Here is a 19930-nt window from a genome sequence, read left to right on the forward strand (position 1 = left end):
GGCCGAAAATTTTACTTTCCGGGGACCATAAAAAAATAGGGGAGTGGCGGGAAAAAAAAAGAAAATAATATCACCGCCGAGGCCACCGCGGCTACGGGGCAAGCGGGACAGGTAAAAATAAATAAAAAAGGCGCGTTCAGATTCACGCGCCTTTTAGATAAACGTCAGCCAGCGGGGAAAAAATTATCCGCCAAAAAATTACTTAAATCGCTAGCTAGTTTTTTGCCCCTTTCTTCCCCCTCCTTTGTCCGGAAAGTTTTAAAGATCTCAATTTGAATGGCGTTAAGGCCAAACTTCTCGGCATAAGAATGAATAATAAAATTACCGTTAAACCTGTCTTCGCCGCTACCAACTGGTTTTTCCCGCGGTAAAAAGACCCGATATTCCCTGAATTGCAAAAAATCGGCCAATTGTTTGTCTATTTCGGAAAAAACAGTGAGGCGGTTGCCTGTGCCCAAAATTACATCATACTCGCCATAACTGGGTTGATCGGAAAAACCGTGAAAATCAAGGAGCAAACAATTACCTGCTCCGTGCTGTTCAATCATGCATCGTGCCAAGCTGGCGACAGAAGAGTGATAGGTGTTATAAGAATCTAGCCATTGCCTATCTTCCAGCGCCTCTCTTTCCGCCCGATTATAATCAAGAAAACAACGGGGAATCATGCCGCGAACCGCGTCAACTGGAACAACCGTTAATATATCTCGAACAATTGGCCAAACATTCAAATCGTGAACAGACACGCCCTTCGTTTTCTCCCTAAACAAACCAATAAAGTCTTTTTTCGGCGATCCGTCATGCGACACAGTAGCAATTACCCTTGGCAACGGCTCCCGCTCAAAAACCCAAACGCCATTTTCTTCAATGAAACGGAGACCATCTTTAGTAAAAAACATTTTTCCCCCAGATTTATACAACTTTCCAGTTATTATTTTCTTTTTCTATTTTTCCTTCCAAGACAAATCCGGAAGCTTTGACGTGACCGCCGCCGCCCAATTTGCTCGCCAGCCGGGAAACATCCGTTTTGGGATGGGCGCTGCGCAAGCTTCCTTTTAGCCGGCCCCCCTTTTCTTCCCGTAAAAATAAAACTCCTTTGACGCCGTATAAATTGCTTAAAAATCCCGAAATTGAATCGAAAATATCTTCATTCTCCTCTGAAGAAAACTTTTCTATTTCATCAAGGGTTAAAATGGAAAAAGCGAAATTATATTTCCTATTTATTTTTAAATTGTTTAAAGCCAAGCCCCAAACTTTCATAGCCGGCAAACTCTTGTTGTGAACGGTGTTTTTCACTATTTGGGGAAATCTGGCTCCGCAAAGCATCATTTCGGAAGCGATGTTGATTGATTTTTGCGAAGTCGGAGAATAAAGAAAGTTTCCCGTATCCGTTAAAATGCCGGTTAAGACGCAATTGGCAAAATTCTTGTTTATTTTTATTTTGTTGGCTTTAAAAAAATAATAAAGAATCTCGGTTGTGGCCACGGCTTCCGGTTTTCTTATTTCTAAATCCGAACGGTTGCCGTTTTTTAAATGATGGTCAAATTCAATGAAAAATTGATTAAAATTTCTCCCCTTTATTTCTTCCGGCAATCCGGTCCTCTCCAAACTGCCGCAGTCCAGAGCAATAATTAAAGTAAAATTTTTAAAGCCCAACGGCGGCTTAGCCGAAGAAAAAGCCATTTTGTCAAAAATAATTTTTTCCGTATGGGGCAAAAATGAATACTGGCTTATCGGCTCGCCCGGGCAGAAAGCCGTATATTTTTTGCCTAAATTCTCGCACAACTCAACCAGGGCGCAGAGCGAAGATACCGCATCGCCGTCAGCGCGCTCATGCGTTACCAAAAGTATATTTTCCGCTTCTTTTATTTTTTGGAAAGCCTCCAAAAATTTAGCGGTTATCGCCCTATCTAAATCCATATAATAAATTCGGATTCCCTAATTCGTAGTATTTGTAGAAAGATTTTTTATCATAACAAAAAAGAACCAAAAAGGCAAGGGTCTGCTTTTTGGTTCTTTTTTCGTAGAGACGCATGATTATGCGTCTTTACAATTCTTTTATTTCCTCCAATAATTTTTCAATCTCGGCGGCTTTCTCTTCGGTTGAATCAATCGCCCAGTCAAATTTCGGAATATGCCTTAATCTGGTTCTCTTTCTTAAAATTCCCGCAAATAAGCTTGAATTTCCCCTTAAAATTTTCAGGGCCGTGCCCGACAGGTTAATCGGCAAAACGGAAATTCCGATTTTTACCCTTTCCAAATCCGGCGAGCAATCAACAAAACTAACTGTTATAAGGCCGCCCTCCAGAGAAATTTCCCTATTGATAAGGTCGGCTATATTTCTTTTTAACAACTCATTGATTTGTTCTGGCCTAGACATAATAAATATTACAAATTACGAATTCATTACAAATTTTACAAATACCAGAAATGCATTTTTATAAAAATTTGTAATATTTGTATAGGATTTGTAATTTGTAACAGATTATATTTTTTCTTTCACTTCTTCCGTCTTATAAAATTGAAGGATGTCGCCTTCCTTTATTGTTGACTTGCCTTCATATTGCAGGCCACACTCCTGGTTCTCTTCCGCCGAATCAATGTTTTTTTTATTAAGCTGCAAGCGGGTTACCCTGCCTTTACCTACGATTTCATCGCCGCTCACCACTTCCGCCAAGCTGTCAGCCTCTATCCGACCAGACAGAACCTTGCCTCCGACAATCTGGCCATTAGAATCTGTTCGAAAAATCGCCAGCACTTTCAGCCGGCCCAAATCAACTCGCCTTATTTCCGGCTCAACTAATTTTTCCATCTCTTCTTTTATATAATCCGTCAAATCGTAAATTATTTTAAAAATTTTGGCTTTAATTTCTTTTTCTCTTATCAAATTTTCAATTGAAGGCGCAATCTTCACATTAAAACCGATAATCTGCGCCCCTGAATCTTCCGCTTTTTTTACATCTCCCTCGGTAATATTGCCAAGCCCCTTGCTGATAATTTTTACTTTTATATTCTCGCCGCTTATTTTGGCCAACGACTCCTCAATGGCTTCGGCCGATCCCAAAACATCGCTTTTTAAAATTAAATTAATTTTTTTGGATTTATCTTCGCCGTCAGACGGCTGTTTGATATTTTTTCCCATTTCCCGCCTGCTTGTCGCTTCCAAAGAACGGAAATTTTTTATTCTTTCCCCCCGGCCAACCTCCAGGATATCCCCCACCGCCGGCGATACTTTCAGGCCCAAAACCATGGCCGGAGTGGAGGGGCCCGCCTTGGCAATGCTTTCATTCTTATAATTTTTTAAGGCCCGCGCCTTTCCATAGGCATTGCTGCCGAAACAAAGGCCGTCACCCACCCGTAATGTCCCATTTTGGATTAAAATTGTGGCCACCGGCCCGGCGCCCTTATCAACGTGGGACTCCACGACCGTTCCGGCCGCTGGGGAATCCGGATTGGCTTTTATACTATCCAATTCCATTTCCGCCACGAGTAAAATCATGTCCAACAAATCCTCTACGCCCTGGCCGGTCTTGGCCGAAACCGGGGCGCAGATAATTTTCCCGCCCCAATCTTCGGGCTGGATATTAAGCTGGGTAGCCAGTTCCTGCTTGGTTTTATTTGCGTCCGCTTCCGGCTTGTCAACTTTGTTTATGGCCACCACAAAAGGAATGCGGGCCGCTTCAATTATCCGAAAAGCCTCAACCGTTTGCGGTTTAACCCCATCATCGGCCGCCACCACCAAAACGGCGATATCGGCCACTCGAGCGCCGCGGCTGCGCATAGCGGTAAAAGCTTCGTGCCCGGGAGTATCGATAAAAGTAATAACTTTATTTTTCCTCGTTACTTGATAAGCGCCGATATGCTGGGTTATGCCTCCGGCTTCTCCTGCCACCACGTCAGTTTTTCTGATCGCGTCCAATAATTTTGTTTTGCCATGGTCAACATGGCCCATAACCACGATAACCGGCGGCCGATCCTGCATTCTGTTTTTCTCTTCTTTTCCCAAAATATCCTCCAATTTATTTTTTTCGTCTCTTTTCCTCTCGCCCTCCCCGCTCAATTTAACTTCCAAATTTAAATCCGCCCCGATAATAGCGGCTGTGTCAAAATCAATCTTTTCGTTCATTGAAGTGAAAATTCCGTTTTTCATCAATTCAACTAAAACTTTATTAACCGGAATTTGCGCTAAAGCGGCGAAATCCCGCACTGTGATAAAATTGGGGACAGAAATTATTTTTTTTTCTTCCGCTTTATTTTCTTCTCCCGTTCCTTCTTCCGCCTCCGCCTTTTTCCACTCCTCCAGCTGCTTAATTAATTTTGGCCATTCTTTTATGATTTTCTGGGCGGTGCGATTATCAATTTTTATGGCTTTTTGGCCAATATGAAAACCGAACTGCGGCAAAAGGTCGCGCAGTTCCTGCGGATTCACTTTTAGAATTCTGGCCAATTCAGTTACATTCATTGTGATAAAACTGATTAAATGCGTTAATTAAACATATTTGTTTTATTTGTTTACTTTATAACATTTCTTTCCAAACGTCAATAAAAAAATAACCCTTAAATTATCGTGGTTATCTTTTTGTGCTAAATATTATTTCTTCCCTTCCTGAAATTTTTCGCCCTCTTTTTCCATCTTTTCCATCCGAGCATAATAATCTGGAAGTTCATTAGGGCGCGCCAGGGTAATTTTTCCGGTTATCATTGAGTCATCATCAGTAATATTAGTATGAAAGCCGGCTAAGCCAGGCTCCATTTCTACGTCCATCCCGGCCCGAAATTGCTCAACATCAAATTTATCCCATTTAATTTCCAAGGACTCGCCGATATTTTTTGCTTCTTCAATTGTAAAAATTTTTTTGCCATGGTGTTAAAATAACAAAATAATAAAATAATAAAATAATATAAAAAATAACCGGCTCTTTGTTTTGTTATTTTATTATTTTATTTTTATATTATTTTTAACCGGCCCAAAACTAAAACGATGAATCGGGCAGGGCCCGTATTTTTTTAAATTATAAAGATGCAATTTGGTGCCGTAACCCTTATGCTGGTCAAAGCCGTATTGCGGATACTTTTCATGAAACTTTTTCATTAAATTATCCCTGGTTACCTTAGCGATTATGGAAGCGGCGGCAATGGAAAAAATCAAACTATCGCCCTTGACTATGTTTTTTTGCTTTCCCGTATAGTTGGGGATTTCAAAACCGCCGTCCAATAAAACAAAATCCGGTTTTTCTTTTAACGCTCCCAGAGCTTTTTTCATGGCCAAAAAAGAGGCTTGAAAAATATTTATTTTATCAATGGTTTCATTGTCGCAAATGCCAATCCCCACGCTGGTAAATTCTTCGCCAATAACCGAAAATAATTCTTCCCGGCGGGAAGCGCTTAATTTTTTAGAATCCGCCACCAATTTCAATTTCTCGTTATTAATTTCAAATTCCGAAGGCAAGGCCACGCAGGCGGCCACCACCGGTCCGGCTAAGGGCCCGCGTCCGGCTTCGTCCAGGCTGGCGATTAATTTATAACCCTGATTAAATATCCTGTTTTCTTGTTCTAAATCTAACATAAACTTAAACGAAACTGTCGTCAATTAAACCCTCGTATTTGAGGTTTAAAAATGACCATTCATACTGATTTTCATCATAACATACTTTATGTTTAACGCAATTTATAATAATATAATTAAGATGATTAAAAAAAATCTTCTTCATCGCGAATTACATGATCATAAAACGATGATTGCCATTTAAATTCATAACCTATAAATTTATCATTAAAATTTTTTTGTAAAAATTTATTTTTAATCTCTTTTAATTTTTTATCATGTTCATTAATTATATTTTCAAAAATTTTATATTTCTCCTGAAGGCGAGATTGGCCAATCTCGCCTTCTTCGTAACAAACCTCACCCTCATTGTTATTATAATTATTTAAAATAAAATTTGCGTTTCGTGAAAAATGCCGTTTTAAAAATTGCATTGTTTGGGAAATATTAAATTTCCCAATCGGCTCTAATAATAAATGAATATGGTCGGGAATCACAATAAATCCGTATAATTTAAAATCTTTTATCTTTTTACAAATTTTTAAATTGTCTATAAATAATTCACAAAATAAATCCTCTTTAAAAAATGGAAATCGGTTATCCGTATTGGTCGTGATAAAATAAATTTTATTTGGTCCATAAAAACGCTTCTGCGAATTTCGATGCAAAATGATAGTGCTCATATCTCAATTATAACACAAAGGAAGGAAAAATTTATAAATTTTTCCTTCCTTTTCATTTTGTTATTTTATTTTTACCCGTCCCGCTTAGGCGGTGATATTATTTTATTATTTTTCCCCTTCCTTTAACTGCAAATACTGATAGGCGGCTAAGGCGGCGATTGTGCCCTCGCCTAAAGCGATAGTGATCTGCTTAAATTCGCTCCTATTGGTAACATCCCCGGCCGCAAAGAGCCCGGGCGTTTTTGTTCCTTGTTTTTCATCAACAACTATCTGGCCGCCGGCGTCCCGTTCCGCCAACTCCGCCACCAAATCCGTATGGGCGACTCGGCCGACCTCAACAAAAATTCCATCTATTTCCAACTCTTTTTCTTTCTGTGTTTTGTTGTCTAACACTTTTATTTTTTCCACTCTGTCTTTGCCAAAAATTTCTTTTGAATCAAAATTTAAAAAAAGTTCTATATTTTCTCTCTCCTGGACATCTTTAACTAGGGATTCAAAGGCCTTGAATTCTTCTCGGCGATGGATAAGATAAACTTTTTTGGCAATCTTTGACATTACCTCAGCCGCATCCAAGGCGGCATTTCCCCCCCCTATCACTGCCACTATCTTGTCTTTATAAAATGGTCCGTCGCAATTAGCGCAATAAGACACGCCCTTGCCGTTAAACTCTTCTTCCCCGGGAATGGCTAAGCGCCGCGGAGACAAGCCCATGGCGATAATGACGGTTCTGGCTCTATAATCCTCTTTGCCGGTATGCAAAATGAAAATTCCATCATCTCCCTTCTCTATTTTTTTTACCTCGCTGGTTTTGATTTCCACTCCCAAGCCCTTGACTTGCTCCTGCATTTTAATAATCAAATCGTAATTGCCGATTTTTTTAAAACCGGGATAATTTTCAATCTCCGACGCCCAAACCATTTGCCCGCCCAATTCTTTCCCGATTATCAAAGCTTTCATTTCCCGCCTGGCGGCATAGATGGCCGCGGTCATTCCGGCCGGCCCGGAACCGATGATTATCGTATCGTACATAAAAAAATTAATTAATATTTAATATAAACCATTGTATAGTTTTTTATATTTTTAGGCAAGAAAAACCCCCGAGAGAAAATCCCTCGGGGGTTTAAGGCAGGCGGTTATTCCGATTTTTATTTCGGATTTTTTTCCCGATAAGCCTTTTTTGAATATTCTGTGCCAGTGAAATAAACCAAGGTGGTGGAAATGATGGTGACCAGGTCCGCGGTCGGGGTTTTGAAATCAGGCCTAAAGGCATTAAACCCGAAGACGAGAAGCCCGGTAAACAGCCAGATATAAACCCAAATCTCTCCCCAAAGCCGCTTGTGGTTATGCCCCAGCTTCCACCTAGCCAATTCTTTCTGCCCGGTATAGGCAGTCAGAAAGGTCAGATAAATCGCCATCAAACCTCCAGGCAGAGTTGCCAGTTTGGCTTTGGTAAAAAACTCCGCTAACAGGAGCGCCCACACCACAAAGGTGTAAAGATTAAACCAAAGAATATAGGCCCGGCATTTTTCATTAAGCCAGGAGATCGCCGGCCCGTCCGTAAGAGTGTCTCTTGCTATCATCTTTATCACCTCTTCTCCGGTTATTTAAGGTGGATGCGCAAATAAATTCCGCGCTTTTTAAACAAGGTTTAATGTTTATTTAAAAAGTGCTAATAAACATTATATAATATCAAAATTTTTATTATTTGTCAAGTCTAAATTATTCTTTCCCCAAGTTATCCACTACTATAATCTTAGCTAATATTAGCAAAAATAGAAAGAAAAGTCCACTAAAACGTGGACTTATCCCCAAATTATAAAAAATGACTTAAGTCTACAAAATTGTGGACTAAAGTCTTAATTATATTATCAAAAATAGAAAGTTTTGGAACTTAGCTGCCAAAAAGGCAACTAAGTCCCCTGTCTCCTCCGGTGTCATTGCAAGGAAGGAGTCCCGAGCCTTCGGGACGACTAACAAAGCAATCTCTAGCAAAGCGATAAATTCCCGCAAAAAATATGTCGCCCACCCCTCATCTACGGGGGGATATCTCGGATTTCAATAAGCGCGGGGCCGCGACAATTTATTCCGCAACTTTCCCGAATACAGACTGTTCGAGAAATCTAGTTCCACGAATTTGGCCAATGTTATAAGTTTTTTACCCGGTCAAACCGAGTTATAAATGACGAATTTTGAGTTTTGGGACGGTTTGGTGAGAGGATAAGGAATGGGTCCTTTCTTTAAGGTTTAATGTCTTAAAGAAAGGTGCGAAATTTATTACACTTCCGACTTCATCAGAGGCTTTTTTTGCGCGGGGTAAAGCGCTCGGGACCAGAGATTGCTTCGTCTCTTGCCGCAGGCAAGATCCTCACAATGACATAAGTAGCAATGTTCTACGAAAAACAAAAATCCGCCGGAAAACAATATCTGGCGGATCTCATCTAAAAAACCACATATAAATGCCAAAAATCCAACTAATCGTATAAACAACATTTACAATAAAAAGGCCCCATTGCCGGTGCAGGATTGAACACAAAAAGAAAAACGGCTGGGATAATAATCCAAAAACAAAACCAAAAGGATTTTTCAAGGAAACAAGGATAATCGCTAACAGGCCAAAAAATGCCATGCCAATATTGGCAACCATATCAAGCCTTTTCCTATATTTCTGGTTCATCTCCGCTTCCCTCTCTTCAATACTTTAAATGTTCTACAAAGAACTTTTATCTAATACTAACCAAAATTTCAAGTCCTGCCTCATAGATAAATAATCTACAATCTAAAATCTACAATCTAAAATCTGAAATTCGAAAGGGTGGACCCTAGGAGACTCGAACTCCTGACCTCTTCCATGCCATGGAAGCATTCTACCAGCTGAACTAAGGGCCCGATATATTAAAATTCAAATTTCAAATCTCAAATTCCAAATAAACCCCAATTTCCAAAAGCCAAATACTCAAAACTTTTTGTTCTATGTAAAACTATTTTATAGGTTAAATTAACTTTTTTGGCTAATATTAGATAAAAAACTAATAAAACATCACCAAGACACGACTTAAGTCTACAAGAACGTGGACTTTACTATTCTAAATATACTGAACTCTGTCTTTGTGCTCTTGGCAGGAATCGAACCTGCGTCTAGGGCTTAGGAGTCCCTTGTTCTATCCATTGAACTACAAGAGCAGGCGCGCCGGGCCGCAAGAGCTATATAAAAACAAAATTGCCTAAAAATAAAAAATGAACCTGCCCTGTTAGCCCCGCTTAGAAATTTATTTCTAACGGGGTTAGAAAAATACCTTTGACTAAGTCAAAAGGTATATAATATTTTATCGCAGTTAGCAACAAAAAGCCGCTGGGAAACAACACGTTTCTAACGGGGTAAATTGGAAATCCACACTCTAAATATTATCTTACCCTATATTTTTCTTTTTGACAAACCCCCTCTATTAACCTACAATTAATTGGAGGCTGTTGCCTAATGCGCTTTCGTTACAAAATTGTGAATTGCAGTAGAAATAGCATTCGGCAACAGCCTCTTGAGGAGGATCTTAAAATGATAATTTTAAAAGGCAAATAAACTCGGCAAAGGGGAGATTTGCCTGCCCAAAAACTATGTTTAAATCACAGGACGAAAAAGAAAAAATAAAGGAGGTGGAAACCATTATCGGGCCGTCAATAAGGGTTAAGGGCAATTTTAACGGCCAGGGCAACATAGTCGTGGAGGGAATCCTGGAAGGAAGCCTGAAAACCAACGGCGATGTTTTTATCGGAGACAAGGCCAAAATCGCCGCCAGCGTTGAAGCGCGGGAAGCCAGAATCGGCGGCGAGGTAACCGGGAACATAAAAATTAAAAAGTATATGGAAGTCGCCGCCACCGGTAAAATCTTTGGGGATATTGAATGTTCCTCTTTGTCCGTGGAAAGGGGAGCGATCTTAAACGGCAAATGCACCATGCTCCCGGAAAGAAAAGACGAGACAAAAAGTTAAACTAAAAACTCAAAAAAGTTTTTAGTTTTTCATTTTTAGTTTTTAGTTTTGGATTATGCATATTTACATTTACGATGAATACGTAAATACAAAAAAATACGATAATGCCTTAGCGCGCGTTGAAACCAGAATTACGGATTTGGGCCTGAACGGAAAAATTATCCGCTTAGGGCTCCTGCGGAACATCAACGAAGCCGTGGAGAATGAAATAAAAAGGGGAGCCAAAACCATAATCGCGGTTGGCAATGACAAAACCGTCCACAAAATAATCAATGCCATAGCAAGCGCGGAAATCAACAACCAAATGATAGCGGAAACTCCTTTGGGCATTATTCCGATAGGCAATCTCGGCAACTCTATTGCCGAAACTTTGGGTATTGGCCGGGAAGAAGAAGCCGGAGACGTCCTCTCCGCCCGCAGGATTGAAAAACTGGATATTGCCCAAGCCGGAAACAATTATTTTGTCTCGCAGGCTCAAATTGCCAGCCAGGGCACGACTTTGGAAATCGGGAAAGATTACTCCATAGAAATTATGGAGCCGGGCGAAATAAATATTATAAATCTTTCCACCTTTTCCGACTTGCCCGAGAAAACAAAACCCAATCCCAAGGACGGAATTTTGGAACTCTATATAAAAACCAAAGGAGGAAGAAAACTCACTAAATTAAGGCCAACCGCCAATCAAAGCTTTTTTTCTTTGAAAAAATTAACGATTATAAACCAAAAATATCCTCTTGTTTTGGATAATGCCGTAGAAGTCCCGACCCCGGCCGAAATCAGCGTTAACCGGAGTTTGAATGTGATTGTGGGGAAAGAACGACGATTCTAGATTTAAGATTTAAGAATTAAGAATTTTTAGGATTTAGAAAATAAATAAGGTTGGATAATAGTCAAATTTAGGCGAAATTTATTCAATTAATTCACATGGTAGCGAGTCGATAATTCGCACTGAAAATAATAACTTAACCTTTTCTTTTTCGTCATTCCCACGGCCTTTAGTCCCCGTGAAAACGGGGAGGGAATTCAGGGTTAAATCGTAGGAACTTTGGCTTGCTAAAATTGTGCCGAAATAAAATATTCGTGCCGCTAAACTATGGATCCCGGCTCGCGGGCCGGGATGACGAGGAGAGAAAATCTCTGCCGTCAGCTTCTTGCTCCGCGTAGAGCCGAAAAAAATTTTTAACACCTTTATCCAAAGGCAAAATATATGTCGCACGAAATAGAAGCTGACTACAAAGAAAATTGGTATGATGAAAAAACGCAGTGCCAAAATTGCACAAGTTTAGTTCAGGGAGAAGACGGAAAGTATTACTGCCTTGAAGGCAAATGCGAAGTGCCTCTGGCCGCGCATTGCGATTTTTTTCAGTCGATAAATTAAAAATAATAAATTTCCTTTTCGCAGTTTTCCCAAAAACAGCGACGAAACAAAATTTATGGATTTTGAAAATATAAAAACAACTCAACCAGAGGAAGAGAAAACGCAAAATATTTCCGAAAAAGACATAGGGGAAGCGGAAAAAGAAATATATATGACTGGACGGGCTATGCTTATCGGCGAAACGCCGGAAGAATACGGAAGAGAAAGGGAAGAATCCTGGGAAGAGATGAAAAGGGTGCAAGCGAAAAAAGACCGGGGAGAACTGGAAAAAGTCAGGCAAGAAATTGCCGAGAGTTCAGATCGGGAACAAGGAGAAGCGAGCGACACCAAAACTGGCACCTCCGAACAAAAAAATCCGGAAGGATTAGAAAAAAAAGATTATGGTGAATTCAGAGTCAAAAACGGGGAAACTGATGTTGGAGTTTTTTGGTATGAATACGGAAATACAGCTGCAAAAAAACTTAAAGAATCGGGAAAATTAGAGTGGGGAAAGGAAAGAATCTATTTTGATATACCGCTTAATAATATGGAAGAGCTCCGCAATTTGGCCTTCGCCATAGCTGAAAGTGAAAAAATTCCAATCGCCTTTAAACATCTTGATACTCAAAAAACTCATCAAATTGATTTACGCCAAGATAGCGAAACCACCCGGTTTGTTACTAATTTTGCTTCTATTGAAGACGCAAAAAGATTTTATCAGGCGTTACAGAAAAGGGAAGAATACAGGCGGATGAAATCGGACAGGAATCAAGATTATCACGGTTTTAACATAGACGGGGTTGCCCATTATGCTTCGGGTTACAGGGAAAAAAGATTAACTTTAAAAAGCATAATTGATTCAGCAAAATTAAATCCTGACGGTACCTATACCTACACCGGGATAGCCCAGGATAGTGACGGAAAGTGGCGGCCGACCGGAGAAAAGAAAATTCCAAAAGAATTGTTGGAAAAATTTAAGCGGGATTACGCCGCCCTTCCTGATCCAGAAAAAACATGGAAAAATACAAATATTTAAAAATAATAATTAACTAAAAAATCTATGAAAGGTTTTAACACCAACATTGAAAAAGACACTTTGGCCAATAAAAACTTCCGCCAAGTGCTTTACACCGGCAAGCACAGCCAATTAGTGCTCATGTCTCTGGCTCCAGGAGAGGAAATCGGCATGGAAGTGCACGAAGAAAACGACCAGTTCTTCCGTTTTGAGAAAGGGCAGGGAAAGTGCATTATTGACGGGAACGAATACAGCCTAGAAGATGGATCAGCCATTGTTGTGCCGGCCGGCGCCCAGCACAATATCATTAACGTTTCCGCCACCGAAGAACTAAAGCTCTACACTATTTATTCTCCGGCTCACCACCAGGACAAAATTGTGCGCGCCACCAAGGCCGAAGCCGAGGCCAATGAAGCGGAATTTGACGGGAAAACGACGGAATAATAAATCCCCCTAGCCCCCTTTATTAAGGGGGTAATAATAAAAAATATGACAAAATTAAACGAAGTCTATAAATGCAATGTCTGCGGCAATATCGTGGAAATGGTCCATACCGGAGTCGGGCAATTAGTTTGCTGCGGGCAGCCCATGGTTCTGCAGAATCCCAACACGGTTGACGCGGCTAAAGAAAAATCCTCCGACGCTAAAGCTATGGAGGAAAAGCATGCGCCGGTTATTGAAAAAACCAATAAAGATGTAGAGACGCATAATCATGCGTCTGTACAAAAAATAAAAATCGGATCTGTTCCTCATCCCATGGAAGAAGCGCATTATATCGAATGGATAGAAATAATTGCCGACGGGGAGTCCCATAAAAAATTCCTAAAGCCGGGGGATAAACCGGAAGCCGAATTCTGCGTTGAGGCGGGAGATATAAAGGCCAGGGCTTATTGCAATCTGCACGGACTTTGGCAAGCGTAAAAACAATACCTATTAAAAATGAAGGCGAGATTAGCGAATCTCGCCTTCATTTTATTACGGAAATTATTACAGATTAACTTTTTCTATTTTTTTCATCTCCTGCCCTAAAAATTTTTCTCCCAAATCTTTAAACCTTTGCGGGTCATCCGTGGTATAAAAAATCCTTTTTTTATTTCTCCCGATTTTTCCTTCAATTTCCGGATGCCTTTTTAAATAATCTTCCAGCTTCTCGGCCACAAATTTGGGCGAGTCAAAGACGAGACAGCGCTTGCCCATCGCTTTTTTTATATCTTGGAAAAGAATGGGATAATGAGTGCAGCCCAAAATCAAATAATCAATTTTTTTTAATTTAAGAGGCCGCAAATAATGCCGCAAAATCATTTTAGTTTCACGGTTCTTTGTCCAGCCCTCTTCCACCAAAGGCACGAGCAGGGGACAGGCTTGGCTTAAAATTTCCAGATCAAAGGACAATTTCTCCAGTTCCCGATTATAAGCGCCGGAGGAAATTGTGGAACGCGTGCCGATAATGCCTACTCGGTTTCTTTTCGGAGATTTTTTCACTTCTTCCGCGACCGCCTCGGCAATCGGAATGATAATGCCCAAAACCCTGCCCGTTGAATAATTCCCCGGCAGCCATTTCTGCTGAATTTGCCTTAGAGCTTCGGCCGAAACCGTATTACAGGCGACAACTATCAGCTCGCAGCCCTTTTTAAATAAAAAATCCACCGCTTCTTCGGTGTATTTATAAATTAACTCGGGCGATTTGTTGCCATACGGAGCCCGGGCGCTGTCGCCCAAATAAATATAGTCATAAGCGGGCAACCGGCCCAAAAATGCTTTTAAAATTGTTAAGCCCCCGAAACCGGAGTCAAAAACGCCAATCATAAAAAATAAAAACGAAAAAAATTATTTAACAATCTGACCCTCAATAATATCGCCTTGATTTTTATTTTCTTTTTTTTTGAAAATGTATAATTGTTGAAGGCCGGAGAAAAGAGTGGTTACAAACCAATACAGGGTAAGTCCGCCGGGGAAGGTAAGGCCGATAAAAACCGTAAAAATAGGCATAAAATAAAGCATTTGCTTGTTCATCGTCGCCATCATGTTTTCATCCCTGGCCCCCCCGTTTTTTACGGGCGGCTTCTTGGTAATCATCATTTTCGCCTGCCAAAACTGGGCTAAGCCGGCCAAAACAGCCAAATAAACATTGGGCTTGGCCAAATCAATAAAACCCAAAGACAAATTGTTTATTGACTCCGGCCGGCCGATGAAAGAATAAACCAAATTCAAAGAATCGCCAGCCAAACCATCGCGAAAAACCCTAAAAACCGCCCATAAAAAAGGCAATTGAATCAGTAGGGGCAAACAGGAAGAAAAAGGATTAACTTTGTTTTCCTTATAGAGTTCAAGCATGGCCCGGCCCTGTTCTTCCTTTTTGTCGGCGTATTTTTTCTTTATCTCGTCAATTTTTGGCTGAAGATCCTGTAAAGACTTCTGCGACTTGATTGATTGTTTGGAAAGGGGCAAAAGAACCAATTTTATAATAACTGTAAGCAAAATAATGGCTAAGCCCAAATCATTCCCGGGAACAATATTATAAAGAAAAATCAGTAAATTTAAGATTGGTTGATAAAAAACAACTTGAAAAATGTAAGACATGCGTTCACATAACGCATAACGCGTAACGCATAACGCTCATTGCTGCGTTATTTAGCTACATCATCATGCGACTAATATTAAAGCGTTACGCGTTATGTGTTATGTGTTACGCGTTACGCGAGAGGGTCCCATCCCCCTTTGTTCCAGGGATTGCAACGCATTATCCGCCAAAGGGATTTGAAACCGCCCCTTATAAAACCATATTTTTCTATAGCGGCAATGGCGTAGTCAGAGCAGGTGGGCCGGAAACGGCAATATCCATAAGGGCGAAAAATTTTTAGCAAACCATGGTCAAAAGACAGGGTTTTTTGGTATATCTTTATTATTTTTATGGCGATAAAACGGGGATAATATTTAAAATCCAACATATTTTATCTATATAACCCCAATTTTTTAAAACTATGTTTTATTGCCGCGCCTATTTCTTCGTAAGCGCTGTCCAATATCGGCGGCAAGGCAATAACCACGACATCACAACCCTCTTTGATTTTATCAATTTCCAGCCTTATTATCGCCCTTATCCGCCTTTTGATCCGATTGCGCTCCACGGCTTTTTTGCTGATTTTATTGCTCACCAAAATCCCAAAACGGCTTAATTTCAGACCATTGCCAACGAATTTTACGCCTAAATTTTTGTGGAAACAGGAACGACCGTTTTTAAAAACATTATCAAATTCCTTGTCTTTTTTTAGTTTATTTTCTTTTTTTAGCATAAATCCCGCGCCTTTTATCGGCGCTATCCGCCCCGATTTTTGCCCCAATGCTTGCGGCAGGGGAGTATTTTTAAAAATACCGGAATAAACAGAAACCGCTCCTGTCTCTAAATCGGCGCGGTTTTTGGTTTTGAAAAAATTATTTGGAAAGTTTCTTCCTTTTTTTTGTCCGGCGATTGGCTAAAACTTTGCGCCCGCACTTACTGGCCATTCTCTTTCTGAATCCATGCTTTTTTTTGGCCCTTCTCTGATTTGGTTGATAAGTTCTTTTTGGCATATCTGCTTGCACCGCCAAATTATCACAAGGTAAATTTAACGGAATTATTAAAAAAAATTAACTCTTGCTTTTTTAAAATATTTTTATTACTATCTTAACATATCATATTTCCCAATTTTGGTCAACTTCAAAAAACTCCATGTTTCACCCCTATTAAAGGGGATAAAACCTTTTAATTTCTTTTCCACCTCTTATCAACAATTTATAAACATTGGCAAAGGTTTCTTTATTAAATTTTACCTGTTATAATTATTCCCATAACAAACCCCGCATCTCTTTTGGCAGGCCTAAGGTCCCGGCTCAAAGACGCGGAACAAATAATACTTCTTGTTTTATGAATAATGAGCAAGTTTGGCAGGCGGTTTTGGGAGAAATAGAATTAAGCCTGTCTAAAGCCAACTTCACCACCTGGTTCAAAAATACTTTCATCTCTCTTATTGACGAGGAGCAGGTTGTAATCTGCGTGCCCAACACTTTTACCAAGGCTTGGCTGGAAAAAAAATACCACAAAGAAATCTCTACCGCCCTGGAAAATATCACAAACAAAAAAGTCAAAAAAATATTCTATAAGGTGGAAATGAAAAAATCCAGTTCCGTGGATAGCATCCTGAAAAAAATTAAAATAAAAAAAGATGAAGACGCAACCGAGGAAAAAACAACCCGTAACCGTTTTGGCTTAAATTCCCGCTACGTTTTTGAAAATTTTATAGTCGGCAAAGGCAATGAATTGGCTCACGCCGCCTGCCAGGCTGTTGCCGCCAATCCGGGCAAGGCCTATAACCCGCTTTTCATTTACGGCGGAGTTGGCTTGGGGAAAACCCACCTCCTCCAAGCTATTGGGCACGAAGTTTCAAAAAACACCGACAAAATCCTCTATGTTACCAGTGAAAAATTCGCCAATGACTACATTCAGGCCGTCCGCAGCGGCGGAGCCAAGGAATTTAAAGATTGTTATCGGAATGTGGACTTACTTTTGATTGATGATATTCAATTTATGGGCGGCAAAGACGGAACCCAAGAAGAATTTTTTCACACCTTTAACGAACTCCACCAAACCAACAAGCAAATAGTGATTACTTCTGACAGGCCGCCAAAATCCATCCAGGCCATGGAAAAAAAGCTCCTTTCTCGGTTTGAATGGGGTATGATTGCCTATATTATCCAGCCCAACATAGAAACCCGGCTGGCCATTTTGGCAAAGAAATGCCGAGAGAAAAATTATTCTCTAAACGAAGAGATATTGGACTATATCGCCAACAATATTTTTAACAACATCAGGGAACTGGAGGGGGCTTTAAACCGAATAATCGCCTACCACGAATTTAACAACACCACCCCAACCATAGAGAGCACCAAAGCTATTTTAAATGATCTAATGGCTAACGTTCAATTAAAATCTCTCTCTCCCAAAGATATTTTGGAGGCTGTTTCTAAGTTTTATAGCCTAAACCCAAAGGATTTAACAGGCAAGGGAAGAAGAAAAGAGCTGGTTTGGCCAAGGCAAATCACAATTTTTCTAATGCGCGAAGAAATAAACACCTCTTATCCAACCATCGGCCAAGAACTGGGAGGGCGGGATCACACCACGGCTATGCACGCCTACAACAAAATCTTAAGGGAAATAAAAGAGGAGGGGAATGAGAAAGTAAAACAAGAGGTGGAATCAATAAAACAAATTCTTCGCAATAATTGTTTGTAAAAACCCACAAATCCTTTTTTGTAAACAACCCAAAAAACACCGAACAAATCCTGTTGATATAATCTTAATTTGATTTAATTATTTGTTGATAAGTCGGAAGAAAAAAAAATTAAACACAATTTAACTAAAATTTACCCACTTCTTTTTATAACATACCAACAGGTTATTAATAAAAAAATCTCAAAAAACAAGAACAAAAACAAAAAAATCCCAACAAAACAAAAGTTATCAACCCCCTTATTATTACCACCCTATATAATATATAAATTTTAATTATAATTAAGCATAATTAAAAATATGAAATTTTCTATTTTAAAAGAAAATTTAAACTCCGCCCTTTTTATAGTAAGCCACATAACCGGAAAAAATATAAACCTACCCATTTTGAACAACGTAATGATGGAAGCTAAAGAAGGAAATATAAAATTAATAAGCACCAACCTGGAAATGGGCATAGTCCATAGCATGCGGGGAAAAATAGAGAAAGAAGGGTCTTTCACGGTTGACTCCAGAGTGATAGCTGATTACGTTGCCCTTTTGCCAAATAAAAAGGTGGATGTTGAGAGAAGGGAAAGCAACCTGGTGATAGAGTGCGAGAATTATAAAACCAAAATCAAGGGTCAGCCGGTTGATGAGTATCCTCTAATACCGTCGGTTGATAGAGACAATTTTTATAGCGCGGGGGTGGGTGAGTTTAAAAAAGCTTTGGCTCAAGTGGTTTTTGCCGTTTCCACTTCAGAAACCAGGCTGGAGTTATCCGGAGTGTTTTTTAATTTTCGCGGCAACAAACTAATTTTGGCCGCAACCGACAGTTATCGCCTTTCTGAAAGGGAGATTGGTTTAAAAAATGGACCCGGGGAAGAGCGGAGTATAATTATTCCGGCCAGAACCCTCCAAGAATTAATTAGAATATTGTCCGGCTTGAAAGAAAACGGAGATATGGGCGGAGACGATGAAGAAATAAAATTTTATATTTCCGATAACCAAATTTTATTTACCGTTAAATCAACCGAGCTTATTTCCCGCCTAATCGAAGGGCAATATCCGGATTATAAACAAATCATTCCCACCACTCCTAAAACCACGGCCCTGGTTAACCGGGCGGAATTGGTTAGGGCCATAAAAGCTTCCTCCCTTTTTTCCAAAACCAGCATTAATGATGTTAACCTTGATTTTCCCAAAGATAAAAAACAGATGGTAATTTCTTCAGCTTCCGATCAAACCGGCGAAAGCGTTATTAAACTGGAAGCAAACAGCCGAGGCGAAGATAATGGCGTCGTTATAAATTATAGATATTTGCTTGACGGGCTCAACAATATAGACGGCGAGAATGTGAAGATAGGGATAATTGACAATAATACCCCCTGCCTTCTTCAACCAGAAGGCGAAAAAGATTATTTGTATATTATCATGCCGATTAAGCAGTAAATATAAAAATAAAATAAAAAGATAATATAAAAAAAGCATACAAAAATCGCCAGCGAGGTGGCTGGCGATTTTTGTATTTTATTGTTCCTGCCTGCCGGTAGGCAGGTTATTTTTATATTATTTAATTACCAATCATGACCGTGATTTCTTCGCTTTTTTTAATTTGGCCGCTCCAAGAATGGGCTTCACCATATAATTTATAAGCGCCGGGGGTAGGAACCGCTTTCCAGTTGCCGGAAGCGATTTCGTTTTCAATCGGGCCCAAGCTGGCGATAAGCGCGGGCTCGCTTTTTTCGCTTTGCAAAAACACATCTATTCTGGCAGTTTGAATCGGATTGCTGGTTTTTATTTCTATATTCACCGGGAAATTAACCCTGTTAATAGAGTCGCCGTTAGCGGGTTTGAGCCAGGAAATATTTATATCGTTGGATACCCGGTTTTCTCCGTCTAAAATAAGATTAAATTCAAATGATTGTTCAGAACAATTATCTATATCATCGCAAACCCGCACTTTTAAGTTGTGAAATCCGTTTTTTAAAAAACCAATATCTTTTTCCAAGTTAAAAGGGAAGGAATTGTTTGTCGCTATTAAATTGCCGTCAATATAATATTCAGCCCGGTTAATTCCGCGCGGAGCCGAGGCGTTTATCCT

At 39.9% G+C, this 19930-nt stretch carries 23 protein-coding genes and 2 tRNA genes; 8 read left to right on the forward strand and 17 right to left on the reverse strand.

Annotation, left to right across the window (positions count from 1 at the left end; translation table 11 throughout):
* Positions 1-164: 164 nt before the first annotated feature.
* The 11 genes from PHQ42_02900 to PHQ42_02950 all read right to left on the reverse strand — a co-directional run bounded on the left by PHQ42_02900 (position 165) and on the right by PHQ42_02950 (position 9405).
* On the reverse strand, positions 165-896 hold the full coding sequence (locus PHQ42_02900) for a hypothetical protein (GenBank protein ID MDD5071659.1): 732 nt from the start codon (positions 894-896) through the stop codon (positions 165-167).
* A gap of 13 nt (positions 897-909) precedes the next feature.
* Positions 910-1917, reverse strand: coding sequence for a bifunctional oligoribonuclease/PAP phosphatase NrnA (locus PHQ42_02905; protein ID MDD5071660.1), 1008 nt, complete (start codon positions 1915-1917; stop codon positions 910-912).
* A 127-nt stretch (positions 1918-2044) separates the two neighbouring features.
* Positions 2045-2377 carry a ribosome-binding factor A gene (locus tag PHQ42_02910; GenBank protein MDD5071661.1) on the reverse strand — a complete coding sequence of 111 codons (333 nt, stop codon included), beginning with the start codon at positions 2375-2377 and terminating at the stop codon, positions 2045-2047.
* A gap of 105 nt (positions 2378-2482) precedes the next feature.
* The gene (infB, locus tag PHQ42_02915) at positions 2483-4459 is read right to left on the reverse strand and encodes a translation initiation factor IF-2 (GenBank protein ID MDD5071662.1); all 1977 of its coding nucleotides are present in this window, start codon (positions 4457-4459) and stop codon (positions 2483-2485) included.
* A 129-nt stretch (positions 4460-4588) separates the two neighbouring features.
* A complete protein-coding gene (locus tag PHQ42_02920) occupies positions 4589-4849 on the reverse strand; it encodes a hypothetical protein (GenBank protein MDD5071663.1) in 261 nt (86 codons plus the stop codon).
* 84 nt (positions 4850-4933) lie between these two features.
* Positions 4934-5563: a ribonuclease HII gene (locus tag PHQ42_02925; protein MDD5071664.1), complete on the reverse strand. Its 630-nt coding sequence runs from the start codon at positions 5561-5563 to the stop codon at positions 4934-4936.
* Between the two features lie 125 nt (positions 5564-5688).
* Positions 5689-6225: a transposase gene (locus PHQ42_02930; protein ID MDD5071665.1), complete on the reverse strand. Its 537-nt coding sequence runs from the start codon at positions 6223-6225 to the stop codon at positions 5689-5691.
* Positions 6226-6330: 105 nt separating this feature from the next.
* Positions 6331-7254, reverse strand: a complete 924-nt coding sequence (gene trxB / locus PHQ42_02935; GenBank protein ID MDD5071666.1) for a thioredoxin-disulfide reductase — start codon at positions 7252-7254, stop codon at positions 6331-6333.
* Positions 7255-7370: 116 nt separating this feature from the next.
* Entirely contained in the window at positions 7371-7805 is a 435-nt protein-coding gene (locus PHQ42_02940; GenBank protein ID MDD5071667.1) for a hypothetical protein, read from the reverse strand.
* 1233 nt (positions 7806-9038) lie between these two features.
* Positions 9039-9111 (reverse strand) — tRNA-Ala (locus PHQ42_02945).
* Positions 9112-9333: 222 nt separating this feature from the next.
* Positions 9334-9405: transfer RNA gene (locus PHQ42_02950), tRNA-Arg, on the reverse strand.
* Between the two features lie 429 nt (positions 9406-9834).
* Between PHQ42_02950 and PHQ42_02955 the strand changes: the two genes are divergently transcribed.
* The 6 genes from PHQ42_02955 to PHQ42_02980 all read left to right on the forward strand — a co-directional run bounded on the left by PHQ42_02955 (position 9835) and on the right by PHQ42_02980 (position 13502).
* On the forward strand, positions 9835-10209 hold the full coding sequence (locus PHQ42_02955; protein MDD5071668.1) for a polymer-forming cytoskeletal protein: 375 nt from the start codon (positions 9835-9837) through the stop codon (positions 10207-10209).
* 55 nt (positions 10210-10264) lie between these two features.
* A complete protein-coding gene (locus PHQ42_02960) occupies positions 10265-11038 on the forward strand; it encodes a diacylglycerol kinase family protein (protein MDD5071669.1) in 774 nt (257 codons plus the stop codon).
* A 378-nt stretch (positions 11039-11416) separates the two neighbouring features.
* Positions 11417-11587 (forward strand): hypothetical protein, encoded by a 171-nt coding sequence (locus PHQ42_02965; protein MDD5071670.1) that lies wholly within the window; start codon positions 11417-11419, stop codon positions 11585-11587.
* A gap of 55 nt (positions 11588-11642) precedes the next feature.
* Positions 11643-12602: a hypothetical protein gene (locus tag PHQ42_02970; GenBank protein MDD5071671.1), complete on the forward strand. Its 960-nt coding sequence runs from the start codon at positions 11643-11645 to the stop codon at positions 12600-12602.
* Between the two features lie 24 nt (positions 12603-12626).
* Entirely contained in the window at positions 12627-13025 is a 399-nt protein-coding gene (locus PHQ42_02975; protein ID MDD5071672.1) for a cupin domain-containing protein, read from the forward strand.
* Positions 13026-13070: 45 nt separating this feature from the next.
* Positions 13071-13502 carry a desulfoferrodoxin gene (locus PHQ42_02980; GenBank protein MDD5071673.1) on the forward strand — a complete coding sequence of 144 codons (432 nt, stop codon included), beginning with the start codon at positions 13071-13073 and terminating at the stop codon, positions 13500-13502.
* Positions 13503-13568: 66 nt separating this feature from the next.
* Here the strand turns inward: PHQ42_02980 and murI are convergent, their stop codons facing one another.
* The 5 genes from murI to rpmH all read right to left on the reverse strand — a co-directional run bounded on the left by murI (position 13569) and on the right by rpmH (position 16151).
* The gene (gene murI, locus PHQ42_02985; protein ID MDD5071674.1) at positions 13569-14387 is read right to left on the reverse strand and encodes a glutamate racemase; all 819 of its coding nucleotides are present in this window, start codon (positions 14385-14387) and stop codon (positions 13569-13571) included.
* Positions 14388-14408: 21 nt separating this feature from the next.
* Complete coding sequence (locus PHQ42_02990; protein MDD5071675.1) at positions 14409-15161, reverse strand: YidC/Oxa1 family membrane protein insertase; 753 nt, start codon at positions 15159-15161, stop codon at positions 14409-14411.
* A gap of 113 nt (positions 15162-15274) precedes the next feature.
* Entirely contained in the window at positions 15275-15529 is a 255-nt protein-coding gene (gene yidD / locus PHQ42_02995) for a membrane protein insertion efficiency factor YidD (GenBank protein ID MDD5071676.1), read from the reverse strand.
* Positions 15530-15532: 3 nt separating this feature from the next.
* Positions 15533-15874, reverse strand: a complete 342-nt coding sequence (rnpA, locus tag PHQ42_03000; GenBank protein MDD5071677.1) for a ribonuclease P protein component — start codon at positions 15872-15874, stop codon at positions 15533-15535.
* A 139-nt stretch (positions 15875-16013) separates the two neighbouring features.
* Positions 16014-16151, reverse strand: a complete 138-nt coding sequence (rpmH, locus tag PHQ42_03005) for a 50S ribosomal protein L34 (GenBank protein MDD5071678.1) — start codon at positions 16149-16151, stop codon at positions 16014-16016.
* A gap of 334 nt (positions 16152-16485) precedes the next feature.
* On the opposite strand from rpmH, the gene dnaA reads away from it, so the two are divergent.
* Entirely contained in the window at positions 16486-17850 is a 1365-nt protein-coding gene (gene dnaA / locus PHQ42_03010; protein MDD5071679.1) for a chromosomal replication initiator protein DnaA, read from the forward strand.
* A gap of 297 nt (positions 17851-18147) precedes the next feature.
* Entirely contained in the window at positions 18148-19278 is a 1131-nt protein-coding gene (gene dnaN / locus PHQ42_03015; protein MDD5071680.1) for a DNA polymerase III subunit beta, read from the forward strand.
* 121 nt (positions 19279-19399) lie between these two features.
* Here the strand turns inward: dnaN and PHQ42_03020 are convergent.
* The coding region (locus PHQ42_03020) for a hypothetical protein (protein MDD5071681.1) at positions 19400-19930 on the reverse strand (531 nt) is incomplete at its 5' end.

The sequence above is a fragment of the Patescibacteria group bacterium genome (genome assembly GCA_028711655.1).
Lineage (GTDB): Bacteria > Patescibacteriota > Patescibacteriia > Patescibacteriales > JAQTRU01 > JAQTRU01.